We start from the raw sequence: 16,803 nt of genomic DNA, 5'->3' as shown, positions 1-16,803 counted from the left end.
GTGCGACGGGGGCGGCGGGACGCGGCGCCGCCATGGCTGAGCGCCCGATGCCGCCGGCCGTGAGCCGTTCGGCGGGCGCGGCGCGCCCTTCCATCAGGTCGCGGCAGGATGCGGCGATGGCGTCCGCCCCCACGAGCATGGCGCGCTCCAGCGCCGGCGCGAAGGGATGCGGCATGGGGCGCGTGTGCAGGCGCGCGACCGGGGCATCGAGGTGGTCGAAGCACAGCTCGTTCATCGCCTGCCCGAGTTCGGCGCCGATGCCGTAGAGCGAATAGGCCTCGTCGACCACCAGCAGCCGGTGCGTCTTGCGCACGCTCTCGGCCACCGTCTCGACGTCGAGGGGCTGGATCGTGCGCAGGTCCACGATCTCGCAGGAGATCCCCTCCCCGGCCAGCACCTCGGCCGCCTCGAGCGCCCGGTGCACGAGCTGGCCGGCGGAGGCGATGGTGAGATCCGTGCCTTCGCGAGCAATGCGCGCCACGCCGAACGGCACGAGGTGGTCGCCTTCGGGAACCGGCCCCTTGCTGGCGAAGAGCGCCTTGGTCTCCAGCATCAGCACGGGATCGCCGGCCCGCAGCGCGGTCTTCATCAGGCCCTTGGCATCGGCCGGCGTCGCGGGCAGGCAGACGACGAGGCCCGGGATGTGCGCCCAGATGGGATGATAGGTGCCCGAGTGATGCGGCCCGGCCGAGCGCACCGCGCCGGCGCCGACCCGAATGACCATCGGCGCGGCCATCTGCCCGTTCGACATGTAGCGCAGCTTGGCGGCCTGCAGCGCGATCTGCCCGCCAGCCTCGAACAGGAAGTCGGCGAACATCAGGTCCGCGATGCAGCGCACGCCGGTCGCCGAAGCGCCGAGCGAGGCCCCCGTGAAGCCGAGCTCCGAGATGGGCGTGTCGACCATCCGGTCGCGGCCGAACTCCTGGTAGAGGTTCTTGGTGTGCGCGAAGGTGCCGCCGCGCTCGCCCGTGCCCTCGCCGAAATAGATGATGTTGGGGTTACGCCGCATCTCCTCGGCGAGGCCGTCGCGCACCGCATCGAGCCAGCTCGTCTCGACGAAGGCCGTGTCCGCCGGCATCGGCGCGAAGGCCTCCGACGGGTTCACGGGGTCGGCGTAGACGTGCAGGTGCGTCGTCGCGGGATCGGGCTCGGGCGAGCGGCGCGCGAACTCGATGCTTTCCTTGACGATGCGGTCGATCTCCTCCTCGACCGCCTCCACCTCCTGCATGGTGACGACGGCGAAGTCCTCGATCAGGCGCTTGCGGAAGGTCGTGACCGGGCACCGCTTCACCCACTCGTCGATCTCTTCCTGCGTCCGGTAGATGCCGACGACGGGATCGCCCTCGTGGTGGCCGACGGTGCGGTAGGTCTTCGATTCGATGAGCGTCGGCCCGTCCCCGCGCCGCGCGCGGGCCGAGGCCTCCTGCATCGCCTGCCACACCGCAATGACGTCGTTGCCGTCGACCGCGATGCCGGGGATGCCGTAGGAGGCGGCCCGGGTGGCGATCTCCGGATTGAGCGTCACGTCGCTGAGCGCCGTGGCCGTGGCGTAGAGGTTGTTCTCGCAGACGAACACGACGGGCGCACGCCGCACCCCGGCGAAGTTCAGCCCCTCGTGGAAGGCCGAGTGGTTGCTGGCGCCGTCGCCGAAGAAGGCGACCGCCATGCCGTCGGTGCCCCGGAACTTCGCCGAGATGCCGGCGCCGACGGCGGAGGGAATGCCGCCGCCCACCAGGCCGTTGGTGCCGAAGAGGCCGGTGGCGCTGTCATAGAGGTGCATGGTGCCGCCGCGGCCGCCGCAGCAGCCGTCGCGCTTGCCGTAGAGTTCGGCCATCAGCACGTTCGGGCTCATGCCCTTGGCGAGCGCGTGCCCGTGACCGCGATGGGTCGACGTGATCCAGTCGGTGATCCGCAGGTGGGCGCAGATGCCCACGGCGGTCGCTTCCTCGCCGATGTACAGGTGCAGGAAGCCGGGTGTCTCGCCGCTGCGGCAGGCGACCTGCGCCGCGAGTTCGAAGCGCCGCAGCAGCACCATCTTGCGATAGAGCTCGAGCAGCGCGTTGGCGTCGAGCCCCTCGGGCAAGGGCGGCGTGTTCTTCAGGCGCTTGACCGTGGCGAGCTTGGCGGTGGCGGCCATGGGGCGCTCCTTGCGCGGTCGGTGGCTCAGAAGTCGCGGGCGAAGCCGGCGGTCCAGCCGCCGTCGATCGCCAGGATGTGCCCGGTCACGTAGGAGCTCTCCGGCGCGGCCAGGAACAGCGCGCCGTTGGCGATTTCCTGCGTGGTCGCCGGCCGCCCCATCGGAATGTGGGACATCAGGCGGGCATGGGCGTCCTGGGCTTCCTTGGCGTTGTGGATCCACTTCGCCCAGCCCTCGGTCGCCGTCGAGCCCGGCGCGATGCCGTTCACGAGGATGCCGTGCTGGGCGAGTTCCAGCGCCATGGAGCGCGTGAGGTTCACGGCGCCCGCCTTGGCGGCGACGTAGGAGCTTTGCAGGCGCATCGGCACCATGCCCAGCACCGAACAGATGTTGATGATGCGGCCCGCGTTGCGGGTCTTCATCTGCGGGATGACGGCCCGGCTCACCAGGAACACGCCCGTCAGGTCGATGGCGATGAGCTCGTTCCAGCCGTCGACGGGGAACTCGTCGATGGGCTTGCGCTGATCGGCCCTGACACCGATGCCGGCATTGTTGACCAGGATGTCGATCCGGCCCGCGGCCTTCAGCGCGGCGGCGACGCCGTCCTCGATGCTGGCCTGGCTCGACACGTCCATGGGCACGAAGTGGTGCCCGCCGGCCGCGGCGTGGGCGGCGATGTCGCCCGGTTCCCTGTCGCTGTAGACGATCGTGGCCCCGTTGGCCGCCAGCGTGTCCGCAATGGCGCGGCCGATGCCGCGTGCGGACCCTGTGACAAGCGCAACCTGGCCCGCGAGCTCGACCCGCATGGCTTCTCTCCCGGTGCGTTTCCCCGCGGGCCGCTCGAGCGGCCTCTTCGTGAACTTGTTATAACATCTTCGCCTATGGCCGGGCCGTGTCAAGCGACTTGATGCCTCCTCTCCACCCACCACCGTCATGCCCGGGCTCGGCCCGGGCACCCACGACTTCACTTGGCCGACGCAAAGTCGTGGATGGCCGGGCCAAGCCCGGCCAGGACGACGGAGGGAGAGCGCATTATGTTCCAGCGGAGGCGGCTATCGCCGCGGGCGCACCGTGAGGGAATAGCGCAGGCTGTAGGTTTCGGCCGGAAAGCGGGTGAAAGCCACCTCGACGGGCGGGTCACCCGCGGCCGTGCGGTAGACGAGCTCCGTCGTGATCATCGGGTCGCCCTTGCGCAAGCCGAGCTGGCGCACGTCGTCCGGGCCCGCCTTGCCGGCGCGGACCGTCATCGTCACGTCGGCCACGGCGATCCCCAGCCGGCTCGCGAGCACGCGGAACACGATCACGTCGTCGAAGTCGCGTCGGGTGAGGCGCCGACCCACGTCCGGCGGGAAATAGATGAGCGAGCCCGCATAGGCGGCGCCGTCACGCATCAGGGCGCTGCGCAGGCACCACAGCGGCGTGTCGGCCGGCAGGCCCAGCACCTCGGCGGCTTCGGCCGACTGGCCGGGACCGTAGGATTCGATGGCGAGGCTCGCGTTCCCCGCCGACGCGATGATGTCGTCCAGCGTCTCGATCTGCCAGACCGGGCGCCGCGCCGGCTCGCGGGAGACGACCTGGGTGCGCCGGCCATGCTGTTTGCGCACGTAGCCGTCGGCCTCCAGCCGCTGGAGGGCGTGGCGGACGGTGATCCGGCTCGCTCCGTAGCGTTCGCCGATCTCCTGCTCGGACGGCAGGTGGTCGCCCACGGGCCATTCGCCGCGCCGGATGGCGTCGCGCAGGCCGTCGAGGATGAGGGCATGCAGCGTCTGCCGCCGGTCTCCGGGACGGGAGGCAGGCGGCGAAACCCTACGGGGGACTGAGGCGCCGTCGTTCATCGACGCGATGCTTGCGCCGGGAACGGGCCCGATGCAAGCACCCCGAAGCTCCGCTCAGAACCGCGTGCCCGGATCGGTGGGCACGCCCGGCAGATAGTCGGGCTCGCTGCCCGGGCCGCGCGGATCGAGCGGCGGGTCGTCGACCGGATAGGGCGTGCGCGGGCCATTCGGGCCCGGCTGCGGCGCATCCTCCGGGTCCGGCGGCAGCGGCGTCTCGCCGGGAATGACGCCGCCCGGCGTGGGCTGGCGCGGCGGGATGCCGGGCTGGTCCTGGCCGGGCAGAGGCGGTGTCGGGATCGGCATCGTGCCCTCCTCTTGGACTGGAGGAGATGCAATGCGGCAGGAGCCGAGCAGTTCCACCGCCACCGCCTTGCAACGGCCGGCGGGGCGTCCCACTGTGCGCGCCCAACCTGCGCGACACGCCTCCCGGGAGACGACCATGGACTACCGCAAGCTCGGCCGCAGCGGCCTCAAGGTCTCGAAGCTCTGCCTCGGGACGATGATGTTCGGCGGCCCGGCCGACGAAGCCACCTCCCAGCGCATCGTGGCGAGGGCGCGCGAGGTCGGCGTGAACTTCATCGACACGGCCGACCCCTACACCGAGGGGCGCTCGGAGGAGGTCGTGGGGCGTGCCGTCCGGCCGAACCGCTATGAATGGGTGGTGGCGACGAAGCTCGCCAATCCGACGGGCCCGGGGCCCAACGGCCGCGGCCTGTCGCGCAAGTGGGTGATGGAGGCCGCGGAGGCGAGCCTGCGCCGCATGGCGACGGACTACATCGACATCTACTACCTCCACAAGGAAGACCACGACACGCCGCTCGAGGAGACGGTCCGTGCCCTGGCCGACCTCGTGCGGGCCGGCAAGATCCGCTACTTCGGCGTCTCCAACCACAGGGCCTGGCGGGTCGCGGAGATCTGCCGCATCGCCGACGAGCTCGGCATCGACCGGCCGGTCGTCAGCCAGCCCTACTACAACGCCATGAACCGGATGCCGGAAGTGGAGCACCTGCCCGCCTGCGCCCATTTCGGCATCGGCGTCTACCCCTACAGCCCGCTCGCCCGCGGCGTCCTCACCGCCAAGTACGATCCCTCGCGCCCTCCCCCGCAGGGCACCCGCGCCGGCCGGCAGGACTCGCGGATGATGCAGACCGAGTGGCGGCAGGAGTCGCTCGAACTCGCCCAGGAGATCCGCAGGCACTGCGAGGCGAAGGGGGCCAAGCCCACGCACCTCGCCGTCGGCTGGGTGCTCAACAACGCGCTCGTGACCGGCGTCATCGCCGGCCCGCGCACCGAGGAGCAATGGGAGGACTACATCGCCGCCCTCGACTACGTGTTCACGCCGGAGGACGAGGCGCTGATCGACCGGCTGGTCGCCCCGGGCCATCCGTCGACCCCGGGATACAACGATCCGGCCTACCCGCTCGAGGGCCGCGTCAGGCGCGTCTGACCGCCGAGACGGCCCTTTCAAGCCCGGTGCGGGCGTCTTAAGCTCGGCCACCTCAGGCCGAGCGAGCACCCCATGTTCATCCCCACCGGTGACCCGACCGTCGATCACTACATCGAGAAGGGCTACGGCACCGTCCGGGGCATGTCCTCGCAATTCGCGGCGAGCATCGGCGCCGCGCTGCTGCAGCGCCAGGCCGAACTCGGCCTGTCCGGCCACTTCGCCGAGATCGGCACCTTCGAGGGCCGCTTCTTCATCGCCATGGCGCTGGCGCTTCAGCCCGGCGAGAAGGCGCTCGGCATCGACCTCTTCGACTGGCCGAACGACCGGGTCATGGACCTGCTGCTCGGCCACTGCGCCCGCCACGGCGTCGGTCCGGACCGGCACGTCATCCTGAAGCGCGACAGCCGCACCATGGCGCCGGCCGAGTTGCAGCAGGCCCTGGGCGGCGGCAGCGTGCGCTTCTTCCACATCGACGGCGAGCACGGCGACGAGGCGCTCACCAAGGACCTCGCGCTCGCCCTGCCGCTCATGCACCCGCAGGGTCTGATCTGCCTCGACGACATGCTGCACCCGGCCTATCCGCGCCTCGTGGACACGGTCGACCGCTGGCTCGACGCCAACAAGGACTGGCAGGTTCTGATGATCATCGACCGCGAGGACATCGTCGCGGCCGCCAAATACGTGCTGTGCCGCCGCGACGCGGTGTCGCTCTACGAGGACTACCTGCTGCAGCGCTTCGAGAAGAACGTGTTCATCCTGGGCGGCGACTTCCTCGACCACATCGCGGTGGTGTTGACGCCCTATCCGCGGCTGGCCGAGGTGGATTGAGGGAACGTCCGGCGCGTTCGCACACTCTCTCCGCCGTCATGGCCGGGCTTGGCCCGGCCACCCACGACTTGAGGGCGGCCCCGGCAAAGTCGTGGATGCCCGGGCCAAGCCCGGGCAGGACGCGGGGAGAGAGCAGGACCTGGAAAGCAGCCCTCAGGCGGCTTCCCGCACCTGGTAGTCCTTCACGTCCGAGAAGCGGATCTTTTCCCAGCGTTCCTCGTCGTATTTCAGCTGGAACAGGTTCGGCGCCATGAACACCGGCGCGCCGTCGAGGTCGGCGGCGATCGAGGAGAAGTGGCTCTCGATGAACTTGTCGAGCTCGACCCGGTCGTCGCAGGAGATCCAGCGGCAGATCGAGAAGCGCGACTGCTCGTAGCTGATCGGCAACCCGTATTCCGCTTGCAGGCGCTCCGCGAGCACGTCGAGCTGCAGCGCGCCGACGACGCCGACCATGGCGCCCGCGCCGTCGTGCGGAATGAAGAGCTGGACCACGCCCTCCTCCGCCATCTGCTGCAGCGCCTCACGCAGCTTCTTGGCCTTCATGGCGTCGCCGAGTTTGATGCGGCGCAGGATTTCCGGCGCGAAGGAGGGCACGCCACGGAACAGGATGTCCTCCCCTTCCGTGAGCGTGTCGCCGATGCGCAGCGTCCCGTGGTTGGGGATGCCCACCACGTCGCCGGCATAGGCCTCGTCGGCCAGCAGGCGGTCGCGCGCGAAGAAGAACTGCGGCGTGTTGAGGCTGATCGACTTGCCCGTGCGCACGAGCTTGGCCTTCATGCCGCGCGCCAGCTTGCCCGAGCACACCCGCAGGAAGGCGATGCGGTCGCGGTGGTTGGGATCCATGTTCGCCTGGATCTTGAACACGAAGCCGGTCATGCGCGGCTCCTCCGCCTGCACCAGCCGGCCGTCGGCCTGCTGGTTGCGCGGCGACGGCGCGATGGCGGCCAGCGCGTCGATCAGGTCGCGGACGCCGAAGTTGCGCAGCGCGCTGCCGAAATAGACGGGGGTCAGGTGCCCCTCGCGGAAGGCCTCCATGTCGAAGGGCCGGCAGGCCTCGACGGCGAGCCCGATCTCCTCGGCGAAGGCCTCGCGCTCATGCTCGGGCAGGAGCGAGACGACCGCGTCCGCGGTCGGCCCGTTGACCTTCTTCGGCTCGTCGTCGGTGTCGATCAGCCGCAGCTGCGAGCGGGCGATGTCGTAGGTGCCGGCAAAGGACTTGCCGCGACCGACCGGCCAGTTCGCGGGCGAGGTGTCGAGGGCCAGCGTCTTCTCGATCTCGTCCAGCAGGTCGAAGGGATCGCGGGTCTCGCGGTCCATCTTGTTGATGAAGGTGACGATCGGGATGTCGCGCAGGCGGCAGACCTCGAACAGCTTGCGCGTGCGCGCCTCGATGCCCTTGGCCGCGTCGATCACCATGACGGCGGAGTCGACCGCCGTCAGCGTCCGGTACGTGTCTTCCGAGAAGTCCTCGTGGCCCGGCGTGTCGAGCAGATTGAACACGCAGTCGCCGTACTCGAACGTCATCACCGAGGTCACGACGGAGATGCCGCGCTCCTTCTCGATGCCCATCCAGTCCGAGCGGGCGCTCACGCGGTTCTTCTTCGCCTTGACCTCGCCGGCGAGCTGGATCGCGCCGCCGAACAGCAGCAGCTTCTCGGTCAGCGTCGTCTTGCCCGCGTCCGGGTGCGAAATGATGGCGAAGGTCCGTCGCCGGGCGACGGGCGAAGTGGTGTCGGTCATCGGTCAGGTCCAGGCCCGCGGCGTGGGCCGGGGATGAGGAAAACCCGCGCGCGGCGGGCCATTGCTGGGCCGGAGGTAGCGAGGAACGGCGGCAGGATCAAGCCGCGTGACGATGCCCCCTTCCCAAATCGCCCCGGGCGCCCCATCTTCAGAGTCCCTGAAACAATCGAAAGGAGGTGATCCAGTGTCTCACGCATCTATGCCGCGGTCGTCCGCATCCGTGACCTGGTCCCTCGCTCGCGAGGTCCGCGTCGCCTGAGCGGCGCCCGCAGGTCCGGAAGGACCGCGGCACGAGAGGGAAGGGTCGCCCCGGAAGGGGCGGCCCTTCTTCGTTTCGGGGGAAGCTGAGCGCGCCGGTTTGCCGGTCGTCCCCGCGTCAGGCCGCCTTCTTGTCGTCCACCGTAGAGTCCTGGTCGGTGCCGGGCGCAGACGCCAGCCCCGCCGGCGTCGAGGGCGTCTCGGAGCGCTGGGTGATGCCGCGAACGCGCTCGCGGTACATCGTGTAGACGCTCGAGGCGACCACGATGACGCTTCCGATGATGACGAAGGGGCTCACCGCGTTGCCGAAGACGAAGAAGCCGTAGACCACGGCCCACACCATCATCGTGTACTGCATCGGGGCGATGGCGGCCGCCGAGGCCGAGGACAGCGCGCGCAGCATGGCGAACTGGGCCGATCCCATGACAAGGCCCGACGCGACCATGATGCCCAGATCCTGCCAGTTCGGCGTCACCCAGAAGAAGGGAAGGATGGGCAAGTTCACCACGAACAGGCCGACCATGACGGCGAAGGCCATGGTGGCGGCGTTGGTGATCTGGCGCAGCGAGCGGACGATCATGAGGGTCGTCGCGCCGCTGAACGCGGTGAGGAAGGCGGCCAGATGCCCGAGCTCGAGCGTCTGGAAACCGGGCCGCACCATCACCAGCACGCCGATGAAGCCGACGATCGCGGCGCCGTACCGCCTGATCCCGACCTTTTCACCCAGGATGGGCGCGGCGAGCACCGTCACGATCAAGGGAGCGCAGAAGGCGAGCGCGTAGACGTCCGCCATGGGCAGGCGGGCGAAGGCGAAGAAACCGAAGATCCCGCCCACCGCCCCGAGGATGGCGCGCAGCCACAGCCACGCCCCCGCCTTGCCCTTCGGCCAGTGCAATCCCTGTTGCCGGAGCAGGAAAAGCACCGGAATCATGCCGAACGTGGCCTGCGAGACGAGGACCTGGAACGTCGAGTAGCGTCCCAGGAGGAGCTTCACGAGCATGTCGGAGGTGGCAAACAGCAGATAGGCCAGCAGCGAGAACGCGACTCCCTTGAGGGTCGCGTAGCGGCGGTCAGCGGTCGGCTGGGGGGAAGACGTCAGCACCGGTAGACCGGCTCCTGCCTCTGCGCCGGACTTTCCACGTTGAATCGTGCGCGCCGGCCGGGAATGTTACGCATATGGAAGTGCAAGCCATTCGTCCACGCATAGTCCGCACGAAAACCATGCACCCGATGCGACCGAGCCGCGCCGAGAGCGGGAGGCGAGCGTGAGCGCGACTGCCGCCTCCGTGATCCTGCGGCCCTACAGGCCGGCCGACCACGATGCCTGTGCCGCCATCTACGCGGCGGGCCGGCGCTTCGCCTTCACCTGGTGCGACCCGGCCCAGTTCGTGCCGGAGGACTTCGCCCGCGACAGCCGGGGAGAGACCATAACCGTCGCCGAGGAGCAAGGCCGCGTCGTCGGCCTGCTGTCGCTCTGGATGCCGGACCACTTCATCCACCTGCTGTTCGTCGATCCCGCCCTGCACGGCCGCGGCATCGGCCGGCGGTTGCTCCGCCACGCGGAGGCGACGTTCGGAGACTGGAGCTGGCTCAAGTGCCAGGCCCAGAACACCGGGGCCCTCGCCTTCTACGAACAGTGCGGCTGGACGGTCGGCGAAGGCGGGATGAACGACATCGGCCCCTGGGTGGCGGTGTCCTGGCACGCGCCACGCTCGCGCTTCCCGTCAGGCCGGCTATGATCGGGCCATGAACAAGCTTCCCGCCGTCGTCCCCGCGCCGTTGGTCCGAATCCTCGCCGGCCTCGCCCTGGTCCTCCTCGCCTCGCTGTCCGGCGCGGCGCGGCTGGCGGCGCAGACGGCCCCGAGCCAGCCCATCCGCATCATCATCGAGGTCCCGAACGACGAGGCCGGCCGGGCCTATGTCGACGAGAAGCTCGTGCCCAAGCTCGGCGCCGACGCCAAGCCTGCCGCCGCCGCACCGTCAACCGCGGCGCCACGGCCCGACGGCATGGACATGCCGATGATGGCCGCCGAGGAGCTCATCAGCCTGCGCACCCGGGCCGAGACGCTGCTCGAGGCGGTGCCCCATGTCGGGCGGGACGTCGCGAGCGGCTTCGACACGTTCATGGGCATGGGCAACCGGCTCCACCTGCCGTTCCTGTTCCTGGCCTTCGCCTTCTTCATGGGCTGCGGCTACGCGATGCGGCGCGCCGCCTTCTGGGCGTCGCGGGGCCTGCTCCAGAAGATCTTCGACGCGCCGGGCGTGACGCCCCTGGATCGCGTGAAGATCCTGGGCATGCGCCTGTCGATGTCGTTCTTCATCCTCACGGCGACACTGCTGGGCAGCATCGGCGCCTTCCTCGTGTTCCCGTGGCCGCCGATCTTCAGGGAAGCCCTGCTGTCGATGCTGATGGTCTTCCTGATGTACGGGGTCGCCGTCGCCTTCGGCCGCGTCGTGATCGCGCCGGGTGCCCGCTACGACTATTTCCGCGTGCTGCCGATCAGCACGCCGCTCGCCCATTTCTGGTTCCGGGCGCTGATCTCGCTGGTGCTGACGGCGGGCATCTCCTGGGCGTTCGTCACCATCCTGGGGCTCGTCGGGGTCGCGCGGACGGCTCGCGAGGTGATCGCGTCCGGCCTTTTCGGGCTCGTCGCCATCATGGCGGTCACGGTGATCTGGCTGCGCGTCAACAAGCAGGACGAGCCGCCCATCAGCCGGATGATCGCCGTCGTCCTCACCGCGGCCTTCGTCGTGGAGTGGGTCGCCTTCTCGCTGCGCATCCCCGTCCTGTTCTGGACCCTCGGCGTGATCATGGTCGCGCCGATGGCCATGGGGATCATCCGCATGGGCGTGCGCAACGTCGTGCGCGCCGACACGCTGAGCGGGTCGGAGGACCAGTCGACGGTGCTGGCCTGGGCCGTCGTCGTCGAGCGCACGTTGCGCGTCATCATCGTGCTGGGCTCGGCCTCCGTGCTCGCCAAGGCGTGGGGCTTCGATCTCGGCGCCATCGCCATGGGCGAGACGGCGCTCACCCGCTCGCTGCGGGCGCTGTTGCGCATCGTGGTCGTGCTGCTGGTGGCGGACCTCGCCTGGCAGCTCATCCGCGCCCTGATCGACGGCCATCTCGGCGGACCGCAGGCCAACGGCGCGCACCACTCGCTCGTGCACGACGACACCCCGGAGGCGCGGCGGCGCCAGCGCCTGCGCACCCTGCTGCCGATCCTGCGCAATTTTCTCATGGTGATGATCGCCGCCATCACGGTGCTCATGGTGCTCGACGCCCTGGGCATCCAGATCGGGCCGCTGCTGGCCGGCGCCGGCGTGGTCGGCATCGCCATCGGCTTCGGCGCCCAGACGCTGGTGAAGGACATCATCTCGGGCGTGTTCTACCTGCTCGACGACGCGTTCCGCGTCGGCGAGTACATCCAGGCCGGAAGCCACAAGGGGACGGTGGAGTCGTTCTCGCTGCGCTCGGTGAAGCTGCGCCATCACCGCGGTCCGATCACGACGGTGCCTTTCGGCGACCTCGGCGCGGTCCAGAACCTCAGCCGCGACTGGGTGATCGACAAGATCACCATCGGCGTCACCTACGACACCGACCTCGACCTGGCGAAGAAGATCGTGAAGCAGGTGGGCAAGGAGCTCGCGTCCGATCCCGAGTTCGCGCCCAACATCATCGAGCCGCTCAAGATGCAGGGTGTGGAGCAGATGGGCGACTTCGCCATCCAGCTGCGCCTGAAGATGATGACGCGGCCCGGCGAGCAGTTCGTGATCCGCCGCCGCGCCTACGCGCTGCTCAAGAAGGCCTTCGCCCAGAACGGCATCCGCTTCGCCTTCCCCACCGTGCAGGTCTCCGAGGGCGCGGGCGGACAGGGCCTCGCCGCCGCGGCCCAGCAGGCACTGGAGATGACGCACAAGGGCGAGCCCAAGCCGGCCTGAGGCCTCTCGCCTGATCGAGCGGCTCGGCTCAGCGCAGCGCGGGCGCGCCCGTGACCTCGCGGACGAGCCGCTCGCCGTCGTCGCGGAAGGCGGCGCGGGAATCGCCGCGCAGGTAGAACATGTGCCCGCCCGGATGGACCGCGAGGCGCAGCCGCTCGGGATCGCCGAAGGTGGGCAGCTGGTCGATGATGAGCTGGCTCTCGAAATAGGGGGTGACGAGGTCCGTGGCGCCATGCACGACCACGGCCCGCAGGCGCGGGTCGAGCGCCATGGCGCTGCGCAGGTCGTCGACCGCCTCGGGCGCGGCGCGGCGGCCGCCCCACTGCCATTGCCCGCCAACCTCCCGGTTCAGGAGGCGATAGGCGCGATCCAGGCGCCAGCCCAGGCGCTTGTAGAGATCGGTCATCGCCGCCGTGAGCGGGGCATCGACGCCGTCGAGCACCGGGTCCTCGGCGCGCGACAGGAAGGCCGACGGGTTGGGATCGTACCCCTCGATCGTCGCGTCGTAGAGGCTGCCGATCTTCTCGGTGGCCCGCCCGCGCTCGCGCACGAAGACGCTCGGGTCCACCCGGCCGCCGAGGCGCCGGACGAGGGCCGGATCGAGGCCCGTGAAGCCGGAGATCCGGTCCGCCATGCGGGCCACGGCGTCCTTGTCACGCGCCCCGCGCATGAGGTCGGCCAGGAATTCGGTGGCGGCGTACCGCTCCACCGCGGCGAGGGCCTCGCGCGTCGGCGGCTTGCCGGCGGCGTCGAGCGCGGCCGCGGCCATGGAGGGAAGCTCGGAGACGAAGTGCAGCGGCGTGTGCCGGTTCTGGAAGCGCCAGCCGAAGTCGAGCACCGGCGACACCATCACCAGCCCGCGCACGCCGACGCCCTGATCGTTCTGGAGGGCGCGGGCGAGCTTCGGCACGCGAAACCCGCCATAGCTTTCCCCGACGAGAACCACCGGCGAGATGCGCCGGCTTTCTTTGTCGAGCCATTTGCGCATGGCCACCGCGAGACCGGACACGTCGGAATCCACGGTCCAGAACCGGCGCCGGGCTTCGTCGCCGCGCAGCGTGGTCCAGCTGAACCCGGTCCCGACGGGATCGATGAAGACGAGATCGGTGAACGGCAACCACGTCTCCGCGTTCGGCACCACGACGGGCGCTGCCGACGGCGACACCGGGTCGAGCGGCAGGCGCCAGGGCCCGAGGCCGCCGATGTTCAGGAACGCGGAGGCCGCGCCCGGCCCGCCGTTGACGAGGAATGCGACCGGGCGCGACGCCGCGTCGGTGCCATCCAGGCGGTAGGCGACGAAGCCGATCTCGGCGATGAGGGGGCCACCCTCCCCGTCGAACAGCGGGATCGATCCCACCGTCGCGGTGAAGGCCAGGGTCCGGCCGCCCACCTCGATGCTGTGGCGGGTGGTCTGGTCCGCCGGCAGCTTGCGGGCTTCGGTCTCGGCCTGGCGTTGCCGATCGCCGTCCCCCTCGTTGCCGCGGCGCTCGCCCTGGGCCTGCTGCTGTCCTTGTCCCTGCGGCCCGCGTTGCTGGGCCATGGCGACCGCGGGCAGGGCGAGGATCAGGACCGTGGCGATCAGGACGCGGGGGGACGGAAGGTGCATGGCCGGCTCCAGGGGACGGGCACACACGGTGCCGGTTGATCGTGGCGAGGATGAGCCGCCTCAGGCGGGCTGCGGTGCCCCGATCGTCATGCGCATGGTGCGGGAATACCGCGCGCCCGGCTCCAGACGCACCATCCCGGGCTTGTCCATGACGTCGCCGTCGAAGTCCTCGGGACAGTGGTAGCCCTGCCAGGGCTCGATGCAGAGATAGCGCGCGCCGGGCCGCATCCACAGGCCGAGCTGCGGGCAGTCGGGGAAATCGGCCCGCACGCCCGGAAGGCCAGGCACGCCGAACCAGACGCTGCGGCTGGCGGGGCGGTCGAAGACCATGGCATCGGCGGCGAACAGGTCCGGCCGAAGGCGCAGGGTCCGCACCTCGATCTCGTTGGGGAAGGTCGCGACCGTCAGGCGGGAGGCGACGATGCGCCGGATCGGCGCGGTCTCCGCCTTCTCGAACTGGACGACGTGATCCGTCTGGGGCCGGTCGGCGGCCGGGGGCAGCGGCCATTGGAAGCCCGGATGGAAGCCGACGGAGGCGACGCCCACCGTCGGGCCCACGTTCGTCACCGTCGCGACCTGGGTGAGCGTCGTTCCGGCGACGGAGAACGCGACGTCGAGCCGCATGTCGAAGGGAAAGTGGGCCCGCGTCTCCTCGCTGGGATCGAGGCGAAGCGTGCAGGAGGACCCATCGGCGGCCAGGACCGCGAAATCCGAGGTGGGCGCGTAGCCGTGCCCGCTGGCCATGGGATAGAAGCGGCCCTCGTGGCGAACCCCGCCGCCGCCGCAGCGTCCGACCACCGGAAACAGCATCGGCGCGCGGCGCGCCCAGGAGGCGGGATCGCCCTGCCAGAGCCATTCGCGGCCGGCCGTGTCCTGCAGGGACATCAGTTCCGCGCCGGTGGTGGCGATGGCGACGGACAGGGTGGGACTGGAGATCGTCAGGGTCTGTGGCATCGGCTGCTCCGCAGGGGAGGCCTGGCCTCCGCCGCAGCGATCTGACCGCAGCTTGCGCCATCCGGCAAGGGCGGGCCGTCCGCCGGCCGGAACGGGTCCGCCCGGAGGATCAGGACTGGGCCAGTTGCAGGACGCACAAGCCGGCGCATCCCGCGGCGTAGGCGAACAGGGAGAAGATGGTCAGGGTCGTGACGATGCGAGCCTGACGGATCTCTGAACGGATCTGCTGCAATTCGCTGGACATCGTGGCCTCCTCGCTAACGATGATGCGAGAATGCCGCGGGTTACGACCACGCGAAGTGCGATGTCACACCTCACGCGACCATGTCGGGCAGGACCACGACGCGCGTGCCGGTGGGCACCCGCGAGTAGAGGTCGATGACGTCCTGGTTGATCAGGCGGATGCAGCCCGAGGACACCCGCGTTCCGATCGTGTTCGGCTCGATGGTACCATGGATGCGGTAGAGCGTGTCGCGATCGCCCTGATAGAGGTACATGGCCCGAGCGCCCAGGGGGTTCTCCGGGCCGGGCGGCATGCCGTTGGCATAGATCTCGAGCTCGGGCTGGCGCTGGATCATGGTGCCGGGCGGCGTCCAGGTCGGCCATTCGGCCTTGCGCTTGATCTGCGCGCTGCCATTCCAGCCGAAGCCTTCGCGCCCCACGCCGACGCCGTAGCGCATCGCATTGCCGCCCTGCTGGACGAGGTAGAGGTAGCAGTTCGTCGGATCGACGACGATCGTCCCGGGGCGCTCGGGCCCGGTGTAGGCGACCGGCTTGCGCAGATAGTCGGGGTTCACGTCCAGGAGATCCACCGCCGGCACGGGAAAGCGCTCGTTGGGAAGCGCCGCGTACATGCGCTCGTAGGCCGGGTCGATGTAGGGCAGCGCCGGCGCGACGAGCGAGGGTCTGTAGTCGTTGCCGGCGCAGCCTCCGAGCAGGGCGGGAAGTCCAATGACGATGGAACGGCGGCTGATCATGACTCGGAGTAACCTCGATCTGTGCAACGACACGTGTCGCGTCCGGCAACACCGGCGTGGGCGGACAGGTTCCCTGTCACCATAATTTGTGGCGTGGGCGCGGCACTATCTCGCACATCGTCTTGACGACGGTCACGCCCAGGTTCGACAACGTCGCGGCACCCCTTCAGGTGCGATCTTGAGGACCTCTCCCATGACGATCTCGATGTACCAGGCCTCCATTCCTGTTTTCCGGCGCGGAATCAACGCGATGACCGCTGTCCTGGACAAGGCCGAGGCCCAGGCCGCGGCCAAGAAGTTCGACGCGGCGGTCCTCCTCTCAAGCCGTCTCTACCCCGACATGTTCCCGCTGACCCGCCAGATCCAGATCATGACGGATGGGGCCAAGGGCTGTGCCGCCCGTCTCGCCGGCATCGAGATTCCGAAGTTCGAGGACACCGAATCGTCCTTCGCCGACCTCAAGGCGCGGCTCGCCAAGACCCTCGACTTCGTGTCGAGCGTGACGCCGGCACAGATCGACGGCACCGAGGACAAGGACATCGTCCTCACGCTCGGCGGCAACCCGACCACCTTCAAGGGCCAGCAGTACCTGCTCGGCTTCGTGCTGCCGAACTTCTATTTCCACGGGACGACCGCCTACGCCATCCTGCGCCACAACGGCATCGAGATCGGCAAGCGCGACTTCCTGGGTCAGATCTGACGACGAAGCCCGCCGTCGGGCCGGAAGAGGTCACCCCCTCCCGGCATTCGGCGGGCTCCGTTTCAAGCGGGTCGTGACGCCCCGGCCAAGCGAGCCTGAAGACGAGGGGGCGCGCGACGACGCCCCCGTGGCCTAGAACTCTTCCCAGCCCGAACCGGCGCTGAGCGATGCAGCGGCCGCGGACTTGGCCGGAGCGCGTGCGGGCGGGTCAGCCTCGGTACGGGGCTTGGCCGGCGCGCTGGCGAAGGCTTCCTGCGCCAGGCGGCGCAGGCGTTCGGGCTCGCTGGTCGATACCGGTCTTGCGGGGGCGGCGGGCGCGGGACGCGCAGGGGCGGCGGGCGCGGGCCGAGGCGCCGGGCGAGCCGCCGGCACGGGACGCGCC

Annotated in this window: 15 protein-coding genes and 1 pseudogene; 5 read left to right on the top strand and 11 right to left on the bottom strand. The window is 69.8% G+C overall.

Features of this window, described 5'->3' with window-relative positions; genetic code table 11:
• The 4 genes from Q0Q47_RS30010 to Q0Q47_RS29995 form a co-directional block, all read right to left on the bottom strand.
• Positions 1-2,137 (bottom strand): thiamine pyrophosphate-dependent enzyme (locus tag Q0Q47_RS30010; RefSeq protein ID WP_293868709.1); only part of this gene is annotated, 2,137 nt, incomplete at its 3' end.
• Between the two features lie 26 nt (positions 2,138-2,163).
• Complete coding sequence (locus Q0Q47_RS30005) at positions 2,164-2,943, bottom strand: SDR family oxidoreductase (RefSeq protein WP_293868707.1); 780 nt, start codon at positions 2,941-2,943, stop codon at positions 2,164-2,166.
• Positions 2,944-3,189: 246 nt separating this feature from the next.
• Positions 3,190-3,972 carry a GntR family transcriptional regulator gene (locus tag Q0Q47_RS30000; RefSeq protein WP_293868705.1) on the bottom strand — a complete coding sequence of 261 codons (783 nt, stop codon included), beginning with the start codon at positions 3,970-3,972 and terminating at the stop codon, positions 3,190-3,192.
• A gap of 54 nt (positions 3,973-4,026) precedes the next feature.
• Entirely contained in the window at positions 4,027-4,275 is a 249-nt protein-coding gene (locus Q0Q47_RS29995) for a hypothetical protein (protein ID WP_293868703.1), read from the bottom strand.
• A 136-nt stretch (positions 4,276-4,411) separates the two neighbouring features.
• Between Q0Q47_RS29995 and Q0Q47_RS29990 the strand changes: the two genes are divergently transcribed.
• Together Q0Q47_RS29990 and Q0Q47_RS29985 are read left to right on the top strand one after the other, a co-directional pair.
• Entirely contained in the window at positions 4,412-5,419 is a 1,008-nt protein-coding gene (locus Q0Q47_RS29990; protein WP_293868701.1) for an aldo/keto reductase, read from the top strand.
• A 72-nt stretch (positions 5,420-5,491) separates the two neighbouring features.
• Positions 5,492-6,247: a class I SAM-dependent methyltransferase gene (locus Q0Q47_RS29985; RefSeq protein WP_293868699.1), complete on the top strand. Its 756-nt coding sequence runs from the start codon at positions 5,492-5,494 to the stop codon at positions 6,245-6,247.
• 153 nt (positions 6,248-6,400) lie between these two features.
• Here the strand turns inward: Q0Q47_RS29985 and Q0Q47_RS29980 are convergent, their stop codons facing one another.
• Both Q0Q47_RS29980 and Q0Q47_RS29975 read right to left on the bottom strand, forming a co-directional pair.
• A complete protein-coding gene (locus tag Q0Q47_RS29980; RefSeq protein ID WP_293868697.1) occupies positions 6,401-7,987 on the bottom strand; it encodes a peptide chain release factor 3 in 1,587 nt (528 codons plus the stop codon).
• 376 nt (positions 7,988-8,363) lie between these two features.
• A complete protein-coding gene (locus tag Q0Q47_RS29975; protein WP_293868695.1) occupies positions 8,364-9,347 on the bottom strand; it encodes a DMT family transporter in 984 nt (327 codons plus the stop codon).
• A 163-nt stretch (positions 9,348-9,510) separates the two neighbouring features.
• On the opposite strand from Q0Q47_RS29975, the gene Q0Q47_RS29970 reads away from it, so the two are divergent.
• On the top strand, positions 9,511-9,984 hold the full coding sequence (locus tag Q0Q47_RS29970) for a GNAT family N-acetyltransferase (RefSeq protein ID WP_293868693.1): 474 nt from the start codon (positions 9,511-9,513) through the stop codon (positions 9,982-9,984).
• Between the two features lie 7 nt (positions 9,985-9,991).
• Positions 9,992-12,184, top strand: a complete 2,193-nt coding sequence (locus Q0Q47_RS29965; protein ID WP_293868691.1) for a mechanosensitive ion channel family protein — start codon at positions 9,992-9,994, stop codon at positions 12,182-12,184.
• Positions 12,185-12,212: 28 nt separating this feature from the next.
• Here Q0Q47_RS29965 and Q0Q47_RS29960 read toward each other — a convergent pair whose 3' ends face one another.
• From Q0Q47_RS29960 to Q0Q47_RS29945, 4 genes are all read right to left on the bottom strand, one after another.
• Positions 12,213-13,790, bottom strand: coding sequence for a peptidase S10 (locus Q0Q47_RS29960; RefSeq protein WP_293868689.1), 1,578 nt, complete (start codon positions 13,788-13,790; stop codon positions 12,213-12,215).
• 60 nt (positions 13,791-13,850) lie between these two features.
• Positions 13,851-14,744 (bottom strand): aldose 1-epimerase family protein, encoded by an 894-nt coding sequence (locus Q0Q47_RS29955; protein WP_293868687.1) that lies wholly within the window; start codon positions 14,742-14,744, stop codon positions 13,851-13,853.
• Positions 14,745-14,853: 109 nt separating this feature from the next.
• Positions 14,854-14,988 carry a hypothetical protein gene (locus tag Q0Q47_RS29950; protein ID WP_293868685.1) on the bottom strand — a complete coding sequence of 45 codons (135 nt, stop codon included), beginning with the start codon at positions 14,986-14,988 and terminating at the stop codon, positions 14,854-14,856.
• 70 nt (positions 14,989-15,058) lie between these two features.
• On the bottom strand, positions 15,059-15,721 hold the full coding sequence (locus Q0Q47_RS29945; RefSeq protein WP_293868683.1) for a L,D-transpeptidase: 663 nt from the start codon (positions 15,719-15,721) through the stop codon (positions 15,059-15,061).
• Between the two features lie 193 nt (positions 15,722-15,914).
• Here Q0Q47_RS29945 and Q0Q47_RS29940 point away from each other — a divergent pair, with 193 nt between their 5' ends.
• A complete protein-coding gene (locus Q0Q47_RS29940; RefSeq protein WP_293868681.1) occupies positions 15,915-16,421 on the top strand; it encodes a DUF1993 family protein in 507 nt (168 codons plus the stop codon).
• A 132-nt stretch (positions 16,422-16,553) separates the two neighbouring features.
• Here the strand turns inward: Q0Q47_RS29940 and Q0Q47_RS29935 are convergent.
• A pseudogene (locus Q0Q47_RS29935) lies at positions 16,554-16,803 on the bottom strand (hypothetical protein); the annotation flags it as partial.

It is taken from the genome of uncultured Alsobacter sp., assembly GCF_945952055.1.
Lineage (GTDB): Bacteria > Pseudomonadota > Alphaproteobacteria > Rhizobiales > Beijerinckiaceae > Alsobacter.
This window is presented reverse-complemented; position numbering and strand designations above follow the sequence as displayed.

Excerpts from the sequence above, each read along its gene's own strand:
- Q0Q47_RS30005 (WP_293868707.1), bottom strand. The coding sequence starts at position 2,943 with ATGCGGGTCGAGCTCGCGGGCCAGGTTGCGCTTGTCACAGGGTCCGCA.
- Q0Q47_RS30000 (WP_293868705.1), bottom strand. The coding sequence starts at position 3,972 with ATGAACGACGGCGCCTCAGTCCCCCGTAGGGTTTCGCCGCCTGCCTCC.
- Q0Q47_RS29995 (WP_293868703.1), bottom strand. The coding sequence starts at position 4,275 with ATGCCGATCCCGACACCGCCTCTGCCCGGCCAGGACCAGCCCGGCATC.
- Q0Q47_RS29990 (WP_293868701.1), top strand. The coding sequence starts at position 4,412 with ATGGACTACCGCAAGCTCGGCCGCAGCGGCCTCAAGGTCTCGAAGCTC.
- Q0Q47_RS29985 (WP_293868699.1), top strand. The coding sequence starts at position 5,492 with ATGTTCATCCCCACCGGTGACCCGACCGTCGATCACTACATCGAGAAG.
- Q0Q47_RS29980 (WP_293868697.1), bottom strand. The coding sequence starts at position 7,987 with ATGACCGACACCACTTCGCCCGTCGCCCGGCGACGGACCTTCGCCATC.
- Q0Q47_RS29965 (WP_293868691.1), top strand. The coding sequence starts at position 9,992 with ATGAACAAGCTTCCCGCCGTCGTCCCCGCGCCGTTGGTCCGAATCCTC.
- Q0Q47_RS29960 (WP_293868689.1), bottom strand. The coding sequence starts at position 13,790 with ATGCACCTTCCGTCCCCCCGCGTCCTGATCGCCACGGTCCTGATCCTC.
- Q0Q47_RS29955 (WP_293868687.1), bottom strand. The coding sequence starts at position 14,744 with ATGCCACAGACCCTGACGATCTCCAGTCCCACCCTGTCCGTCGCCATC.
- Q0Q47_RS29950 (WP_293868685.1), bottom strand. The coding sequence starts at position 14,988 with ATGTCCAGCGAATTGCAGCAGATCCGTTCAGAGATCCGTCAGGCTCGC.
- Q0Q47_RS29945 (WP_293868683.1), bottom strand. The coding sequence starts at position 15,721 with ATGATCAGCCGCCGTTCCATCGTCATTGGACTTCCCGCCCTGCTCGGA.
- Q0Q47_RS29940 (WP_293868681.1), top strand. The coding sequence starts at position 15,915 with ATGACGATCTCGATGTACCAGGCCTCCATTCCTGTTTTCCGGCGCGGA.